The sequence below is a fragment of the Methanolobus profundi genome, from assembly GCF_900114835.1.
In the GTDB taxonomy this organism is placed as follows: domain Archaea; phylum Halobacteriota; class Methanosarcinia; order Methanosarcinales; family Methanosarcinaceae; genus Methanolobus; species Methanolobus profundi.
In genome coordinates this window covers 25,588-42,815 of the sequence record NZ_FOUJ01000008.1, presented here as the reverse complement: position 1 = coordinate 42,815, position 17,228 = coordinate 25,588, and the positions used below count along the sequence as shown (strand labels likewise).

The 17,228-nt window shown below is 46.3% G+C and carries 15 protein-coding genes and 1 tRNA gene; all 16 read left to right on the top strand.

What is annotated here, in order from left to right:
* The first annotated feature begins 64 nt into the window (after positions 1–64).
* The 16 genes from BM008_RS14110 to BM008_RS14035 all read left to right on the top strand — a co-directional run bounded on the left by BM008_RS14110 (position 65) and on the right by BM008_RS14035 (position 17,220).
* A complete protein-coding gene (locus BM008_RS14110) occupies positions 65–1,012 on the top strand; it encodes a prohibitin family protein (protein WP_177188099.1) in 948 nt (315 codons plus the stop codon).
* Between the two features lie 28 nt (positions 1,013–1,040).
* Positions 1,041–1,811, top strand: coding sequence for a 4-phosphopantoate--beta-alanine ligase (locus BM008_RS14105; RefSeq protein WP_091938149.1), 771 nt, complete (start codon positions 1,041–1,043; stop codon positions 1,809–1,811).
* Complete coding sequence (locus tag BM008_RS14100) at positions 1,802–2,434, top strand: HD domain-containing protein (RefSeq protein WP_091938147.1); 633 nt, start codon at positions 1,802–1,804, stop codon at positions 2,432–2,434. Before BM008_RS14105 ends, BM008_RS14100 begins: the two co-directional genes overlap by 10 nt.
* A gap of 45 nt (positions 2,435–2,479) precedes the next feature.
* Entirely contained in the window at positions 2,480–3,778 is a 1,299-nt protein-coding gene (locus tag BM008_RS14095) for an amidohydrolase family protein (protein WP_091938145.1), read from the top strand.
* A 48-nt stretch (positions 3,779–3,826) separates the two neighbouring features.
* Positions 3,827–5,062, top strand: coding sequence for an adenosylhomocysteinase (locus BM008_RS14090; protein ID WP_091938143.1), 1,236 nt, complete (start codon positions 3,827–3,829; stop codon positions 5,060–5,062).
* A 328-nt stretch (positions 5,063–5,390) separates the two neighbouring features.
* A tRNA-Lys gene (locus BM008_RS14085) sits at positions 5,391–5,467 on the top strand.
* A 52-nt stretch (positions 5,468–5,519) separates the two neighbouring features.
* Positions 5,520–5,756 carry a DNA-directed RNA polymerase subunit H gene (locus tag BM008_RS14080; protein ID WP_091938141.1) on the top strand — a complete coding sequence of 79 codons (237 nt, stop codon included), beginning with the start codon at positions 5,520–5,522 and terminating at the stop codon, positions 5,754–5,756.
* Between the two features lie 107 nt (positions 5,757–5,863).
* Complete coding sequence (locus tag BM008_RS14075; RefSeq protein WP_091938139.1) at positions 5,864–7,489, top strand: DNA-directed RNA polymerase subunit B''; 1,626 nt, start codon at positions 5,864–5,866, stop codon at positions 7,487–7,489.
* Positions 7,482–9,296 (top strand): DNA-directed RNA polymerase subunit B, encoded by a 1,815-nt coding sequence (gene rpoB / locus BM008_RS14070; RefSeq protein ID WP_091938137.1) that lies wholly within the window; start codon positions 7,482–7,484, stop codon positions 9,294–9,296. The genes BM008_RS14075 and rpoB overlap by 8 nt, the downstream gene beginning before the upstream one ends.
* Before the next feature lie 13 nt (positions 9,297–9,309).
* Entirely contained in the window at positions 9,310–11,955 is a 2,646-nt protein-coding gene (locus tag BM008_RS14065; protein ID WP_091938135.1) for a DNA-directed RNA polymerase subunit A', read from the top strand.
* 1 nt (position 11,956) lies between these two features.
* Positions 11,957–13,099 carry a DNA-directed RNA polymerase subunit A'' gene (gene rpoA2 / locus BM008_RS14060; protein ID WP_091938133.1) on the top strand — a complete coding sequence of 381 codons (1,143 nt, stop codon included), beginning with the start codon at positions 11,957–11,959 and terminating at the stop codon, positions 13,097–13,099.
* Positions 13,100–13,203: 104 nt separating this feature from the next.
* Positions 13,204–13,491 (top strand): 50S ribosomal protein L30e, encoded by a 288-nt coding sequence (locus BM008_RS14055; protein WP_091938131.1) that lies wholly within the window; start codon positions 13,204–13,206, stop codon positions 13,489–13,491.
* 14 nt (positions 13,492–13,505) lie between these two features.
* Positions 13,506–13,931 (top strand): NusA-like transcription termination signal-binding factor, encoded by a 426-nt coding sequence (locus BM008_RS14050; RefSeq protein WP_091938129.1) that lies wholly within the window; start codon positions 13,506–13,508, stop codon positions 13,929–13,931.
* A 52-nt stretch (positions 13,932–13,983) separates the two neighbouring features.
* A complete protein-coding gene (locus BM008_RS14045; RefSeq protein WP_091938127.1) occupies positions 13,984–14,412 on the top strand; it encodes a 30S ribosomal protein S12 in 429 nt (142 codons plus the stop codon).
* A gap of 4 nt (positions 14,413–14,416) precedes the next feature.
* The gene (locus BM008_RS14040) at positions 14,417–14,977 is read left to right on the top strand and encodes a 30S ribosomal protein S7 (RefSeq protein ID WP_091938125.1); all 561 of its coding nucleotides are present in this window, start codon (positions 14,417–14,419) and stop codon (positions 14,975–14,977) included.
* A 41-nt stretch (positions 14,978–15,018) separates the two neighbouring features.
* Positions 15,019–17,220 (top strand): elongation factor EF-2, encoded by a 2,202-nt coding sequence (locus BM008_RS14035; protein ID WP_091938123.1) that lies wholly within the window; start codon positions 15,019–15,021, stop codon positions 17,218–17,220.
* Positions 17,221–17,228: the final 8 nt, after the last annotated feature.

The window sequence follows — 17,228 nt, the reverse complement described above, 5'->3', positions numbered from 1 at the left end:
CATATTTAACAGTTCCATTTATAGATGAATGGAAGGTCATTATCGACCTGGGAGATATGAAAATATGGTTGTTGAAGGTGAATGGGAACCAGAACCCCAGAAACGGGTTCCTGATATTCCACTGGGTGCGATACCACCTATATTTAGTAAACTAGCTCGTATAATACCTATCATTTTTGTAATTCTAATATTGTTCTCAATAATGTTCGGCTCGATCTTCGTGTCGGTAGGAGCAGGAGAGGTTGGTGTGAAATTCAACCAGTTCGGCGGTGTTGAAGAGGATGAACTTGGAGAAGGACTACACATCGTTCCACCATGGGTCAGTGTAACAAAATACTCTGTCAGAAGTGAAACGTACACCATGAGCGGAATTGAAGGCGAGGGTCAGGTCACAGGAGACGACCAGATCAAAGCCCTTACAGTAGAAGGACTTACTCTGGGACTTGACATCACAGTAAGGTACAGACTAATGTCCGATGAGGTCAGTACCGTACATCAGAACCTGGGAACCAACTACGCAGAGAAGATAATACGTCCTACGATAAGATCATCGATACGCGAGGTCGTATCCACTAAGACCGCATTACAGGTCTATGGTGAAGAAAGGCAACTGGTTGCAGGAGAAATGCTCACGAACATTGATCAGGCACTGGGAAGCGATGGGATCATTGTAGAAGAGGTCCTGGTAAGGAACGTTGTATTACCAACAAGAGTTGCTGAGGCTATCGAAGCAAAGCTACAGGCAGACCAGGAAGCTCAGAGAATGATATTCGTTAAGGAAAAAGAACAGCTTGAGGCAGAGAGAAAGATAATCGAGGCCAACGGTGTTGCAAATGCTACTATCGCAGAAGCACACGGTGAAGCTGAAGCTCTTAGAATAATAAATGAACAACTGGCAAAGAACCCTGATCTTATAAATTACAAATACATACAGATGTTGCAGGGACAGGACATCCAGACAATGCTGGTGCCTACCGACCAGGGAATAATACTTGATGCCAGCAACAGTTAAAAGTAAACAATAAGGAGAAAACAACTGAATGACAGACATCCCTAAAGACCATCCAAGGTATGAATCCCTCATTACAAGGGAAAAGATAGTCAACGGAGTGAATATTGGGATCACCAGCAAGCAGGGGCTTGTAGCCCAGGGACGTGGTGAGGCCTTTGATTATCTTATTGGGGAAAAGACAATTGAATCTGCAGCCATTGCCGAAAGGGCAGCTGTTGCCCACATACTTCTTGCAAGGAACCCTATAATATCAGTGAATGGGAACACGGCTGCACTTGTACCTGACCTGATGGTAGCTCTTGCTGATGTCACAGGTGCAAGGCTGGAAGTGAATCTGTTCCACAGGAGCGATGCAAGGGTTCACAAGATAACAGAGCATCTCCGCTCACAGGGTGCTGATGTCGTCCTCGGAGGAAAGGGAGATAAGAGACTTGACCTTTCCCACGACAGGGCCATCGTCGATGAGGACGGGATATTCAGTGCCGATGTAGTGCTGGTACCTCTTGAGGATGGAGATCGCTGCCAGAAGCTTGTGGAAATGAGAAAGACCGTTATATCGATAGATCTCAACCCACTTTCCAGAACGACACTCACTGCCACAGTATCCATAATAGATAACGTGACCCGGGCACTGAGCAATATGGTGCAGTTCACAAAGGACATGAAAAATAAAAGTAATGACTCGCTCCTTGATGTTATCGATGCATACGACAATGATAAGGTCATATCCGATACACTCTACTCCATGCAGGAGAACCTGAAGAACAAGGCGGAAGAGAGAGGTATCAAATGGATCTGATAGATATAACAAGAGAGTTCGTTGCAGAGATCCTTGAAGGTGAACCCAGCACCCATGATATGTCACATATCAACCGCGTGGAGAATAACTGTATGAAGATACAGGAAACTGAAGGTGGTGACCTTAAAGTCCTTCGTCTTGCAGCCCTGTTACATGATGTTGGTATTGTCAGGGAGCATGAAGAAGGTGGCAATCATGCAGAATACAGTGCAGAGATCGCACGCGATTTTTTGAACAAGAACGGTGCAGATACAAAGCTCATAGACCATGTTACATCATGCATCCTCACACACCGCTTCAGTCGTGGCATGAAAGCAGAGACCATCGAAGCTCAGATACTTCAGGATGCTGACAGAATTGACGCACTCGGAGCCGTGGGGATCTTTCGCTCCCTTGTCTCAATGGGAGCATTAAGAGCCCTGAAGCAGACCATAGGCACTGTAAAAGAGACATCTATGAACGCTTACACAGAGGACCCTTTTGATGGATTCTATGATTATATGGAAAGAAAACCATTCAAAATACCAGAAAAGCTGAACACTGAAACTGCCAGGGTGATCGCAGAGCAGAGACTTGAGATCATGCGTATGTACCTGGAAGAACTAAAACAGGAAACGGTCTGATAACATTAATTGAACATTACCATACTAGAGAATTGGAGAGAGATAATGGCTGATATCATAATAAAGAATGCATATATACTCACTATGGACCCGGATGCAGGTGACATCGAGAACGGGGTCGTTGTGATAGAGAACAGCACGATAAAGGAGATAGGTACTTCAACTGAATGTAGTGCTGATAAGATCATCGACGCAAAGGGTTCTGTCCTTATGCCAGGACTGGTAAATACACACTGCCATGCAGGAATGACAATATTCCGTGGCTATGCGGATGATATGCAATTACAGGACTGGCTTGAGAACCATATCTGGCCTGCCGAGGCAAAGCTCACGGATGAGGACATCTACGCAGGTACAAGGCTTGCTTGCCTTGAGATGATCCGCTCCGGCACTATCGCCTTTGCAGACATGTACATCCACGAGAACAGAGTGGCCCAGGCCGTTGACGAGGCAGGCATACGTGCTGCACTTTCCTACGGGATGATAGACTTCGGAGATAAGGAAAAGGCAGACAAGGAGCTTGAAGTAGGCACCGCCTTTGTCAAAGAGTTCAACGGGAAGGGAGATGGCAGGATAACGACCATGTACGGTCCACATGCACCTAACACATGTTCCAGAGATTTCCTGATCAGGGTAAAGGAACAGGCTGTAAAGGACAACGTAAAACTGCATATCCACGTGCTTGAGACCGAAGCTGAGCTAAACTATATGAAAGAGAACTTCGGCATGTGTTCCATACATTTCCTCAAAGGGATCGACTTCTGGGGCACCGACGTACTTGCAGCACACTGTGTCTGGCTGTCTGACGGAGACATAAAGATACTGGCCGAATACGGCGTCAATATTTCCCACAATCCTATAAGCAATATGAAACTGGCATCAGGCATATGCCCGGTATCCAAACTCATTGACGCAGGAGCGAATGTGTGCCTTGGGACAGATGGCTGTGCATCCAATAATAACCTTGACATGTTCGAGGAAATGAGGACAGCAGCACTTCTGCAGAAGGTCAGTACAATGGACCCCACAGTACTTCCTGCACGCAAGGTCCTTGAGATGGCAACCATCAACGGTGCAAAAGCGCTTGGTATCAACAGCGGAATGCTCAAGGAAGGATACAATGCCGATATGATCATAGTGGACATGAACAGGGCACATCTGACACCTGTCTATGACGTGGCATCCCATCTTGTATATGCTGCAAGTGGTAAGGATGTGAGCGCCACCATTGTGAACGGAAAGGTACTGATGGAAGATGGAAAGGTACTCTCAATGGATGAGCAGGAAGTAATTGATATAGCTGTCAAAAGCTCAAAAGACCTTATATCGAAGATCAACAATTGAGACACTAATTATTATTAAATTCAACTTTAACACAACTGGAGAGATTAAATGAGCGATACTGAGATGATAGGATCCGGCAACATGAAGATAGACTGGGTCCTTAACCATATGCCAGTTCTCAATATTATCAGAGAACAGTTCGAAAAAGAAAAACCACTTGCAGGTCACAGAGTAGGTATGGCATTACACGTAGAGGCAAAGACCGCAGCATTGGTCGAGACACTTGCTATCGGCGGAGCGGAAGTAGCTATTGCAGGCTGTAATCCGTTAAGTACACAGGATGATGTTTCCCTTGCACTTCACCAGAAGGACAACATCCAGTGCTTTGCAAAGTATGACTGCTGCACAGAGGAGTACTATGAGGCTATTGACAAGGTCCTTGACTTCGAACCTGATATCACAATAGATGATGGTGCTGACCTTATATTCAAGCTTCACACCGAACGCACAGACCTTCTGCCATCAATACTCGGTGGCTGTGAGGAGACCACAACCGGAATTCACAGACTTAAGGCAATGGAACGTGACGGTGCGCTCAAGATGCCGGTCATTGCAGTGAATGATGCAATGACAAAATTCCTTTTCGATAACAGGTACGGAACAGGCCAGTCAGCATGGGACGGAATCATGAGAACTACCAATCTCCTTGTGGCAGGTAAGAACGTTGTTATCGGTGGATACGGATGGTGTGGTAAAGGAGCTGCAATGCGTGCAAGCGGACTTGGAGCAAACGTCATTGTCACCGAGATCGACCCCATAAGAGCACTGGAAGCACGTATGGACGGTAACAGTGTCATGCCTATGAAAGAGGCTGCAAAGATAGGTGACATATTCCTTACAACAACCGGTAACAGAGATATCCTTAAGAGAGAGGACTTCGAGGTCATCAAGGATGGTGCCATACTGGCAAATGCAGGTCACTTCAATGTTGAGATCAACCTCGAGGACCTTACTGCAATGGCAAGCTCCATAAAGACTGTCAGGAACAATATCAAGGAATACAAGCTCACAGACAAGCGTGTCTATGTACTTGCAGACGGAAGACTTGTGAACCTTGCAGCAGGTGACGGACATCCTGCAGAGGTCATGGACATGAGCTTTGCGAATCAGGCACTCTGTGTCAAATACATAGCAGAGAACAAGCTGCCTGATGGAGTACACACAGTACCAAGCGAGCTTGACATCGGTGTTGCAGAGATGAAACTCATGTCAATGGGCATCAGTATTGATAAGCTATCAGAGGAACAATCAGCCTACATGAGCGGCTGGGAATGTGGGACATAAGTCCCCTTCTTTTTTCAAAAAGCGATACATCAAGTCGCTACACCATTAAATATCACTTTTTTCAGCAGGGATCTGGAGCAGTGGAGTGAGAAATCCACGTCTACTTTGTAAAAAGCAGAAATAATATGATATAAACATTCTGTTTTTCACCAGTTTAAATCTACTTTAATAAAAAACCTATAAGTACCAGTAGATCATTGTAAATTATAGTAGTTTGAAGATACTGGGAAAGCACAAAAGAATTATATACTATAAGTGCCTCTATCACCCGCTACACCGAAGTCGATGAACGTGAAGCAGCCTCAGCAAACCCACCCAACAACATATTGGGCTCGTAGCTCAGTCAGGCAGAGCGTCTGGCTTTTAACCAGACGGCCTAGGGTTCAAATCCCTACGAGCCCGCCACACTTTGCACAGGAGTGTTCACGTTCACATTTTTGAGGGAGGAGTAATAATAGTGAGAAAATTTAGCCTGCTCGACCACCAGTTAATCCCGAAACATGAGATCATGCCGGAAGATGAACTTAGATCTGTTTTAAAGCAATATGCAATTGAGAAGGAACAACTACCCAAGATAAAGGTCGTTGATCCGATAATACAGGAAATTGGGGCACAAGTTGGGGAAGTTGTCAAAATTACCCGTAACAGTCAGACTGCCGATGAGGCATTCTATTACAGACTAGTGATCGCTTAAAGGGAGCGATCAGCACATAGAGACCATTTGTCATGGCTTTTTTTACCATTTTATAATAATACAAATCACACAAAGAAGGTGCTATCATAGCGTTAACTAAAGGACAGATCCCACGTTCGTTCTTCACGAAAGATAAGATCGTACAGCATCATATCGATTCCTATAATAAGTTTCTGGAGAGCGGTCTGCAAAAGATCATCGATGAACAGCAGATCATCGAAACTGACCTCGAAGATACATACATCAAACTGGGTACTATCAGAGTAGAGAACCCAGTGGTAAAAGAGGCAGATGGTGCTATTGAGAACCTCTATCCAAATGAGGCAAGGCTCAGGAACCTCTCATACTCAGCGCCACTCTACCTTCAGATGAGTGTAGTTGAGAATGATGAGGAAAAAGAACCACAGGAAGCAAAGATCGGACAGCTCCCGGTGATGATCAAATCCAACATCTGTAACCTCACAGAGCTCACCGAGGAAGAGATGGTCAAATTCGGAGAGGACCCACTGGACCCAGGAGGATATTTCATCATCAACGGAACAGAGCGTGTGGTCATGACACTGGAAGACCTCGCTCCGAACAAGATACTCACTGAATTCGGTGAAAGATATGGCGACACCATCGAAGTATCAAAGGTATTCTCACAGAGAAGAGGATACAGGGCACTTGTGGTCGTAGAGAGAGGTAGAAAATCACTTCTCGAAGTATCATTCCCTTCAATTTCAGGACGTATCAATTTTATCACACTTATGAGAGCGCTCGGTGTGGAGACTGACGAAGAGCTTGTAAAAGCGGTATCCACAGACCCTGAGATCATGAAGTTCATGTTCGAGAACCTTGAAGAAGCAGAGGTCGACAACATCGAGGATGCAATGGAGAAGATCGGGTCAAGAGTTGCCTCAGGACAGGCAAGGGACTACCAGATCAAACGTGCGAACTACGTTATTGACAGATACCTTTTACCACATCTTGGGAACGAACCAACTGACAGAGCTGCAAAGGCAAACTTCCTTGGAAGGATGGCAGAATCCTGTTTCGAGCTGGCACTTGGAAGGCGTAATCCGGATGATAAGGACCATTACTCGAACAAGAGATTAAAGCTCACAGGTGACCTTATGGAAGACCTGTTCAGGGTTGCATTCAACAGGCTCTCAAGAGATATCAAATATCAGCTAGAGAGAGCTAATATGAGGAACCGTGAGCTCAATGTGATCACCCTTGTAAGAGCAGACGTACTCACAGACAGACTGCAGCACCCACTTGCAACTGGTAACTGGGTAGGCGGCAGAACTGGTGTATCACAATTGCTTGACAGAACAGACTACATATCAACACTTTCTCACCTCAGGCGTGTAATTTCCCCACTTTCAAGGGCACAGCCACACTTCGAAGCTCGTGATCTTCACCCTACACAATGGGGAAGACTTTGTCCATCAGAGACTCCGGAAGGTCCGAATTGTGGTCTTGTGAAGAACTTTGCACAGATGGTAGAACTTTCAACCGGTTCAGATGAAGAAAAGAAGCTCAAGAATGTGCTTTATGACCTTGGCGTCGTGAAGACAGTACTCAATTCATCACTGAAAGCACTTCCTGAATATGATGAAGAGCTTGATGATTTCATTGAAGAGCTTGAAGTTAAGACCGTAGTGGAAGAAGATGTGAAGCCAGAACCGATCGGGTATACGAACTATTCTGATTCATTAGATGACATGGGAGGACTTCTCGATGAATGAAGCTAAAGTTTTCCTGAATGGAGAACTCATAGGAACCCATACTGACCCTGTTGAACTGATACATGACCTCAGAGAACAGCGCAGAACAGGAATGATCTCAAAGCAGATCAATATCACATATTACGAAGACATACATGAAGTGCTCATTAACACTGATATGGGCCGTGCAAGAAGGCCGCTCATCATCGTGAGCAATGGAGAAGCACTCATGACGGAAGAAGAGGAGGCACTCCTTGCTGAGGGCAAGATGTCCTATGACGACCTGACAAAGGCCGGTAAGGTAGAGTACCTCGATTCCGAAGAAGAAGAAAATGCATTTATTGCCCTTTACAGGGAACACATCACAGACAAGCACACCCACATGGAGATCAATCCGGGACTTATGTTAGGTATCTGTACAGGAATGGTACCTTATCCGGAACACAACGCATCCCCACGTAACACAATGGGTGCAGCGATGGTCAAGCAATGTATCGGTGTATCAACATCCAACACCAAGCTTAGACCGGACACCCGTGCACACCTCCTGCATTACCCACAGAGAGCAATGGTAAGGACACAGACCTGTGAATCTATCCATTTCGATGACAGGCCTGCAGGACAGAACTTTGTTGTAGCTGTCATGTCCTACGAAGGACACAATATTGAAGATGCACTGGTCTTCAACAAGGGCTCTATTGAGAGAGGACTTGGAAGAAGTCACTTCATCAGGACCTTTGAGGGTGAGGAAAGACGTTACCCTGGAGGACAGGAAGACAAGTTCGAGATCCCTGACTCCGAGTTCAGAGGAGCACGTAGCCCGGAGGCATACGCAAACCTTGATATCGATGGTCTTGTGAACCCTGAGACAAAGGTCGGTCCAAATGATGTGCTTATCGGAAAGACAAGTCCGCCACGTTTCCTTGAAGAACAGTCCGACTTCGGAATAACAGTTGAGCAGCGCAGAGAAAGTGCTATCACAATGCGCTCCAACGAAAAAGGAGTCGTTGACACAGTAATAATCACAGAATCAATAAACGGAACACGTCTTGCAAAGGTAAAGATAAGAGACCAGAGGATCCCAGAGATCGGTGACAAGTTTGCATCAAGACACGGTCAGAAGGGAGTTATCGGACTTATTGTACCTTTTGCCGACATGCCGTTCACAGAGAAAGGACTGGTCCCTGACCTTGTTATCAACCCTCACGCGATCCCTTCACGTATGACCGTCGGTCACGTGCTTGAGATGATCGGAGGTAAGGTCGGTTCCATGGAAGGAAGAAGGATCAATGCAACTGCATTCTCAGGAGAGAATGAAGATGACCTGCGTGCAGGCCTTAAAGAGCATGGATTTGCACACACAGGAAAGGAAGTCTTCTTTGATGGTGTAACCGGAAAGAAGATACAGGCAGATGTGTTCGTAGGAGTTATCCTTTACCAGAAACTGCACCACATGGTCGCATCAAAGATGCATGCAAGGTCCCGTGGACCTGTACAGGTGCTTACAAGGCAGCCAACTGAAGGTCGTGCCCGTGAAGGAGGTCTTCGTTTCGGAGAAATGGAGCGTGATGTCCTTATCGGACACGGTGCTGCAATGACACTGAAAGAAAGACTTCTCGATGAGTCAGATAAAGTAACAGAACTTGTCTGCGGACACTGTGGAATGGTAGCAACCTTCGACAGGAAGAGGAATGTCAGATACTGCGCTAACTGTGGTGCTGAGACGGACATCCACCCTGTAGACATGAGTTACGCATTCAAACTACTGCTTGATGAGATCAAGTCCCTTGGTGTAGCTCCAAGACTGCAACTAGAGGATGCTGTATGAGGAGTGATCAAGGATGAACAATGATATACCATCAATTCCAAAAAGGGTCGGCGCGATAAAATTCGGTCTGCTCTCACCCAGAGAAGTCAGGAAAATGAGTGTGACAGCGATCATTACCGCTGACACTTATGATGACGACGGTTATCCAATAGACATGGGTCTTATGGACCTTCGTCTTGGAGTTATTGACCCAGGTCTTAAATGTAAGACCTGTGGAAGCCGTGCAGGAGAATGTCCGGGACACTTCGGACACATCGATCTGGTCGCCCCGGTAATTCACGTAGGATTCAACAAGACAATACGCAAGACACTGCGTTCGGTCTGCCGCAACTGTAGCAGGCTTCTCCTTGATGCAAGTAAGAAACAAGAATTCCTTGACCAGTTAAGCACAGCAAAGGAAATGGGACACCTCCCTGACAGCATCATCAACGAAGTATTCAAGGAAGCACGTAAGTCCAAATCATGCCCATACTGTTCTACAGACCAGCTTGAGATCAAATTCGAGAAACCAAGCGACTACGTAGAGGATGGACACAAACTCACACCTACCGAGATCCGTGACCGCTTCGAGAACATCCCTGATGAGGATGTGAAGGTACTGGGAATGGACCCATCAAGCGCAAGGCCTGAATGGATGATCCTTACAGTACTTCCGGTACCACCGGTAACTGTCAGACCTTCAATTACCCTTGAATCCGGTCAGCGCAGTGAAGATGACCTGACCCACAAACTTGTAGATATTATCAGGATCAACCAGAGATTCCAGGAGAACAGGGATGCTGGTGCTCCACAACTTATTATAGAGGACCTGTGGGAACTGCTCCAGTACCATGTTACAACATTCTTCGATAATGAAGTATCAGGTGTACCTCCTGCCAGACACAGATCAGGAAGGCCACTGAAGACACTCACACAGCGTCTTAAGGGTAAAGAAGGACGTTTCAGAGGAAGTCTGTCAGGTAAGCGTGTGAACTTCTCTGCACGTACTGTAGTATCACCTGACCCTAACCTTAGTATCAACGAAGTTGGTGTACCTTTTGCAATTGCCAAGCAGATGACAATTCCTGAAAAGGTCACATCAAGGAACCTTGAGCTCCTCCGTATGTATGTACAGCGTGGTAAAGAGGTCCACCCTGGTGCAAACTATGCAATACGTGATGACGGTAGGCGTATCAGAGTATCTGAGATCAACAAGGAAGAACTCGCTGAGAAGATCGAGGTAGGATGGACTGTCGAGAGACAGCTCATGGATGGAGACATCGTTCTCTTTAACAGACAGCCTTCACTTCACAAGATGAGTATCATGGCTCACAGGGTCAAGGTACTTCCATTCAAGACATTCAGACTTAACCCTGCAGTATGTGCACCATACAACGCTGACTTTGACGGTGACGAAATGAACATGCACGTTCTGCAGACCGAGGAGTCAAGGGCAGAGGCCAGCATCCTCATGCAGGTCCAGGAGAACATCCTTTCCCCACGTTTCGGAGGACCTATCATTGGTGGTATACACGACCACATCTCAGGTCTTTTCCTTCTTACAAGGAACGAGAACGCGATCACAAAGAACGCTGCTCTGGAACTGCTCAGGAAATCCGATATCAGAGTCCTGCCGGAGCCGGCAAGTTACTCTGAGGACGGAGAACCACTCTGGAACGGTAAGCAGATCTTCAGTCAGATCCTCCCTAAAGGACTCTATCTGGAATTCCCTGCACAGGCTTGTTTCAAGTGTGATACCTGTAAGAAGAGAGACTGCGAATACAATGCATATGTTGTCATAGAAGATGGAGAGATGCTCCAGGGTACTATTGACGAACAGTCCATTGGTGCATTCAAGGGCAAGATCCTCGATAAGGTCGTGAAGGAATACAGTCCTGAAGCAGGAGCTAATTTCGTAGATGACTTTACCAGACTTGCTATCCGTGGTGTGATGAAGACGGGTCTTAGTTTCGGTATAAGTGATGAAGATATTCCAACTACTGCAAAGATCCAGATCGGAAATCTCCTGAATGAAGCTGAAGAGAGAGTTTCAAAGCTCATTGAAGCTTATGAAGCAAAGGAACTCGAACCATTGCCAGGACGTACCCTTCAGGAAACGATCGAAATGAAGATCATGCAGGAACTCGGTAAGGCCAGGGACCAGACCGGTAATATTGCAGGTCAGCAGCTTGGTCTTGAGAACTCTGCTGTGTTGATGGCAAAGTCAGGAGCAAGAGGTTCAATGCTTAACCTTACCCAGATGGCTGCCTGTGTCGGACAGCAAGCGGTTCGTGGTGAAAGGATCAGAAGAGGTTATGCAGGAAGGACACTCCCACACTTCGATAAGGGTGACCTTGGTGCAGATGCTCACGGATTCGTAAAAGCAAGTTATAAGAGCGGACTGAACCCGACCGAATACTTCTTCCACGCAATTGGTGGTCGTGAAGGTCTTGTAGATACTGCGGTCCGTACTTCCCAGTCAGGTTACCTGCAGAGAAGACTTGTTAACGCATTGCAGGACCTTGAGGTCCAGTATGACGGATCGGTACGTGAAACACGTGGAGTTATTGTCCAGTTCAAGTATGGAGAGGACGGTATTGACTCCACAAAGAGTGACTATAGTAAACCTGAGGCTATTCACCGTATCGTCAGGAGAGTCACCGGGAAGGAGGTGAACTAAAATGACAATCAGTGAAGCTACTATTGATGCAATGATCAGCGGACTTGATCTGCCAAAGAACATCATGAAGACCTTAAAGGACGACGTGATGAAAGTAGGAGTCTCAAAGAAAGAGCTTGAAGAGATCGTTGAGCAGGTGATGGCCAGTTACGAATATGCATGTGTGGAACCCTGTGAAGCAGTAGGTGTCGTTGCAGGACAATCCATTGGTGAACCGGGTACTCAGATGACCATGCGTACCTTCCACTACGCTGGTGTCGCTGAAATTAACGTTACACTTGGTCTGCCACGTCTCATTGAGATCGTGGATGCAAGGAAACAACCAAGCACACCAATGATGACGATCGCACTGGAAGAAGATTATGCAAATGACAGGGATAAGGCACGTAGTCTTGCATGGGAGATAGAGGCAACTCATATCGAACATCTTGCAGACATCACAACGGACCTTGCCAACATGCAGCTTATCATTGATCTTCACGAGAAAACATTGATGCAGAGAGCACTCTCCGCTGATGACATTGCAGACAAGCTTCGAGAGGAGCTCGATGTAATGGTAAATGTATCAGGCAGTGTTGCGAACCAGGTCATTGTGACCCCTAACGCGCCATCATACCGTGAACTTCTCCAGCTTGCAAAGAACATTCATTCAATTACACTGAAAGGTATCGAAGGTATCAAAAGGGTCGTTATCAGAAAAGATGGCGAGGAATACACCCTTTATACTGAAGGATCACAATTGAAAGAAGTACTCCAGATAGAGGGAGTAGATGTTACAAGGACATCCACGAACAATATCGGAGAGATATACGAGGTATTCGGTGTCGAGGCTGCAAGGAACTCGATCATCACAGAAGCTATCAACACACTTTCAGAACAAGGTCTTACTGTTGATATCAGACACATAATGCTCGTATCTGATATTATGTGCTGTGATGGTGAAGTGAAGCAAATCGGTAGGCACGGTATTTCCGGAGAGAAAGCCAGTGTGTTCGCGCGTGCAGCGTTCGAAGTTACTGTGAACCACTTGCTTGATGCTGGAATGCGTGGAGACCGCGATGAGCTCAACGGTGTAACGGAGAACATTATCGTGGGCCAGCCTATAAAGCTGGGAACCGGAGACGTACATCTAATTACCAGATAATTGGTTCATTATATAGAGATATATAAAGAACAACCAGAAAGTAAATATACGGAATCACTTATTAATACAAATCTCAAACTGACGTTATAAATGAGTTGATATAAATGGACATTAACATTGACAAAGCACTGATCAAAGTGATCAGGACCGGAAAGGTGATCATTGGTTCCAACAGGACTATCGATGCTGCCACAAGTAATGAAGCTAAAATGGTAGTACTCGCTGCAAACTGTCCTGCAGAAGTAAGGGCCAAGATAGAAAGCACCAACGTACCGATACTCAACTACCCAGGCACAGGAACAGAACTCGGACCTGCATGCGGAAAACCATTCCTCATCGCTGCAATGGCGATCATTGACAGCGGCGAGTCCGATATTCTGGCTGCCGCTTAAAGGAGTTGCGATATTTGGGCGAGATCAAGCTATCCACCGAAGGTATCCGATACATCGCATTATTTGAAAAACTTACAGGGGCAACTGTCAAAGACTGTATTATTGACGATGGCAGGATAATATATGTGATAAAGGCAGGCGACATGGGCGCCGCCATTGGGAAAAAAGGAGACCACATCAACCGGATGAAAAAGACGGTGGACAAGCAGATCGATCTCGTCGAATACTCGGACGAACCTGTTGCATTCGTAAAGAACGCATTCAGTCCGGTATCTGTCAGATCGGTGAACATTACAAGCAGGAACAATAAGCGATTGGCTTATGTAGAAGTATCCAATAAGGACAAAGGTCTTGCCATAGGACGTAATGGGAAAAACATTGAAAAGGTCAAACTTGTTGCAAAGCGACATCACGATATAGATGATGTCATCCTGCAATGATTCATCGAATAATATCATACTCATCAAAGACATAAATTGGAGGACATAATATATGCCAAATGGAAAATATGCAGCTCACACTATCCAGCGCATGCGAAAGGATGCAAGATGGAAGGACTCACGCTATAACAGACGTACACTCGGACTTGACATCAAAGCAGATCCACTCAGTGGTGCACCTCAGGGAAGAGGCATTGTGCTTGAGAAGGTGGGCATAGAGGCTAAACAGCCAAACTCAGCTATCAGAAAGTGTGTAAGAATACAGTTGATCAAGAACGGTCGTCAGGTATCAGCATTCTGCCCTGGAGACGGAGCTATCAACTTTATCGACGAGCACGACGAAGTTACAGTAGAGAGAATTGGTGGCCGTATGGGTGGTGCAATGGGTGATATTCCCGGTGTGCGCTTCAAGGTCACTGCTGTAAACAACGTATGTTTAAGAGAAATGGTCATTGGCCGTAAAGAGAAACCAAGGAGATAATCATATGTATAAATTATTTGGGAAATGGGATCTCACTGAAGTTGAGGTCGCTGACCAGGGAATTATAAGGTACGTTAACCTTGACCCTGTGATCATCCCTCACACAAACGGAAAGCATGCAAGACAGCAGTTCAACAAGTCAGACATCTGCATCGTTGAGCGTCTTGTCAACAATGTTATGCGCAACGAACAGAACACTGGAAAGAAGCAGAGAGCTATGATGATAGTCTCTGAAGCTTTTGATGTGATCAACACAAGAACAAAGAAGAACCCTGTACAGGTACTGGTAGAGGCTATCTCCAACGCAGGTCCAAGGGAAGAAGTTGTCAGGCTTAAGTACGGTGGAATATCTGTACCAAAGGCAGTGGACACTGCTCCACAGAGACGTGTTGACAGCGCACTCAGGTACATCACAATGGGCGCAAACAAGGCTGCTTTCAAATCAAAGAGAAGTGCAGCAGAATGCCTCGCATCAGAACTTATCGCAGCTTCTAACCGCGATGCAAAATGCTTCTCCATCAACAGGAAAGATGCGAAGGAAAGAGTCGCAAAGGCAGCACGTTAATCAAGCCTTGGCATTTAGTAAATTAAGATCAGGTAGTAAATATGGCTAGAAATGATAAAATGGTGGACCGTGTAGCAGCGCTCATGAGTCAGCCAAAGATGATACGTAACATCGGTATTGTTGCGCACATCGATCACGGAAAGACAACTTTATCAGATAACCTTCTTGCAGGCGCCGGCATGCTCTCAAAAGAGCTTGCAGGTAACGCATGCTGGACAGATTCTGATGAAGAGGAACAAGAGAGAGGTATTACAATTGATTCCGCAAACGTTTCAATGGTCCACGAGTATGAGGACCAGGAATATCTCATCAACCTTATCGACACACCAGGCCACGTAGACTTTGGTGGTGACGTTACACGTGCAATGCGTGCAGTAGATGGTGCTGTAGTAGTAATTGATGCTGTAGAAGGTACAATGCCACAGACAGAGACCGTTCTCAGGCAGGCATTGAAGGAACACGTCAAGCCGGTTCTTTTCATCAACAAGGTTGACCGTCTCATCAATGAGTTGCAGGTCGACGGACAGGAAATGCAGATCAGACTCGGTAAGCTTATTGACCACGTCAACAAGCTCATCAAAGGTATGAACGAAGAACGCTACAAGGCAGGATGGAGAGTAGACGCAGCAGAAGGTACTGTGGCTTTCGGTTCAGCATTGTACAACTGGGCTATCAGCGTACCAATGATGCAGAAGACCGGAGTAACTTTCCAGCAGATCTATGATTATAATAAAGCAGATGATCCTGAAAAGATAAGGGAACTTGCAGACAAGTGCCCACTCCACGAAGTTCTCAACGACATGGTTATCAGGTTCCTTCCATCCCCACTTCAGGCACAGGAAGGCAGAGTTAACGCTATCTGGCATGGAGACAAGGAAACAAAGATCGCAAAGTCAATGGCAAGTGCAGATCCACAGGGAGACCTTGCTTTCATGGTTACAGACATTACCATGGACCCACATGCAGGTGAAGTTGCAACCGGAAGGTTGTTCAGCGGATCACTCAAACGTGGTATGGAAGTTTATGTATCCGGTACATCAAGGACCAACAGGATCCAGCAGGTCGGTGTTTTCATGGGTCCAAAGAGACTTGAAGTAGAGAACATCCCTGCAGGAAACATTGCAGCTGTAACAGGACTTAGAGATGCTATTGTCGGTTCAACAGTAACCACCCTTGAAGGCATGGAGCCTTTCGAGAGTATCACTCACGCAAGTGAGCCTGTAGTTACCGTTGCTGTCGAAGCTAAGCACATGAAGGATCTTCCAAAGCTTGTTGAAGTATTGAGACAGGTCGCAAAGGAAGACCCAACACTTAAGATCACACTGGACGAAGAGACCGGTGAGCACTTAATGGCTGGTATGGGTGAACTTCACCTCGAAGTTATTGCTCACAGGATCGAGCGTGACAAGGGTGTAGAGATCACAACAACACCACCTATTGTAGTTTACCGTGAGACCATTCGTGGCCACGCCGGACCAGTAGAAGGAAAGTCCCCGAACAGACACAACAGGTTCTATGTTGAGGTCGAGCCACTCGAGGAAGGCGTCAGAGACCTTATCAAGGCTGGCGAGATATCCATGCGTATGCCTGAGGTAGAGCGCAGAGAGAAGCTCATGGCAGCAGGTCTTGACAAAGATGAAGCTAAGGGTATTGTGGACATCTTCGAGAGCAATGTTTACATTGATGTCACAAAAGGTATCCAGCACCTCAATGAAACCATGGAACTTATCCTTGAAGGATTCCAGGAAGTAATGAAAGCAGGACCTCTTTCAAAGGAACCATGTATGGGCGTAAAGGTCAAGCTCGTTGACGCAAAGTTACACGAGGATGCTGTCCACAGAGGACCAGCACAGGTAATACCTGCATCCAGACAGGGTATCCAGGCAGCAATGTTAATGGCTGATGACACACTCCTTGAACCATACCAGAAGGTATTCATCCAGGTACCACAGAATAACATGGGTGGTGCAACCAAGGAGATCCAGGGACGTCGTGGAATTATCATTGACATGACCTCAGAAGGAGACATGACAATAATCGAGTCCAGGGCACCAGTATCCGAACTTTTCGGATTTGCAGGAGACATCAGATCTGCAACTGAAGGCCGTGCAATGTGGAGCACAGAGTTCTCAGGATTTGACACACTTCCAACTAACCTTACCGCAGAGATAGTCAGCGGAATAAGAGAAAGGAAGGGACTCAAGAAGGAGCTTCCACAAGCATCTGACTACCTTAGCATGTAATTGCCAGG

Coding starts and splice junctions, on each gene's coding strand:
- BM008_RS14110 (WP_177188099.1), top strand. CDS start 65: ATGGTTGTTGAAGGTGAATGGGAACCAGAACCCCAGAAACGGGTTCCT.
- BM008_RS14105 (WP_091938149.1), top strand. CDS start 1,041: ATGACAGACATCCCTAAAGACCATCCAAGGTATGAATCCCTCATTACA.
- BM008_RS14100 (WP_091938147.1), top strand. CDS start 1,802: ATGGATCTGATAGATATAACAAGAGAGTTCGTTGCAGAGATCCTTGAA.
- BM008_RS14095 (WP_091938145.1), top strand. CDS start 2,480: ATGGCTGATATCATAATAAAGAATGCATATATACTCACTATGGACCCG.
- BM008_RS14090 (WP_091938143.1), top strand. CDS start 3,827: ATGAGCGATACTGAGATGATAGGATCCGGCAACATGAAGATAGACTGG.
- rpoB (WP_091938137.1), top strand. CDS start 7,482: ATGAATGAAGCTAAAGTTTTCCTGAATGGAGAACTCATAGGAACCCAT.
- BM008_RS14065 (WP_091938135.1), top strand. CDS start 9,310: ATGAACAATGATATACCATCAATTCCAAAAAGGGTCGGCGCGATAAAA.
- rpoA2 (WP_091938133.1), top strand. CDS start 11,957: ATGACAATCAGTGAAGCTACTATTGATGCAATGATCAGCGGACTTGAT.
- BM008_RS14055 (WP_091938131.1), top strand. CDS start 13,204: ATGGACATTAACATTGACAAAGCACTGATCAAAGTGATCAGGACCGGA.
- BM008_RS14045 (WP_091938127.1), top strand. CDS start 13,984: ATGCCAAATGGAAAATATGCAGCTCACACTATCCAGCGCATGCGAAAG.
- BM008_RS14040 (WP_091938125.1), top strand. CDS start 14,417: ATGTATAAATTATTTGGGAAATGGGATCTCACTGAAGTTGAGGTCGCT.
- BM008_RS14035 (WP_091938123.1), top strand. CDS start 15,019: ATGGCTAGAAATGATAAAATGGTGGACCGTGTAGCAGCGCTCATGAGT.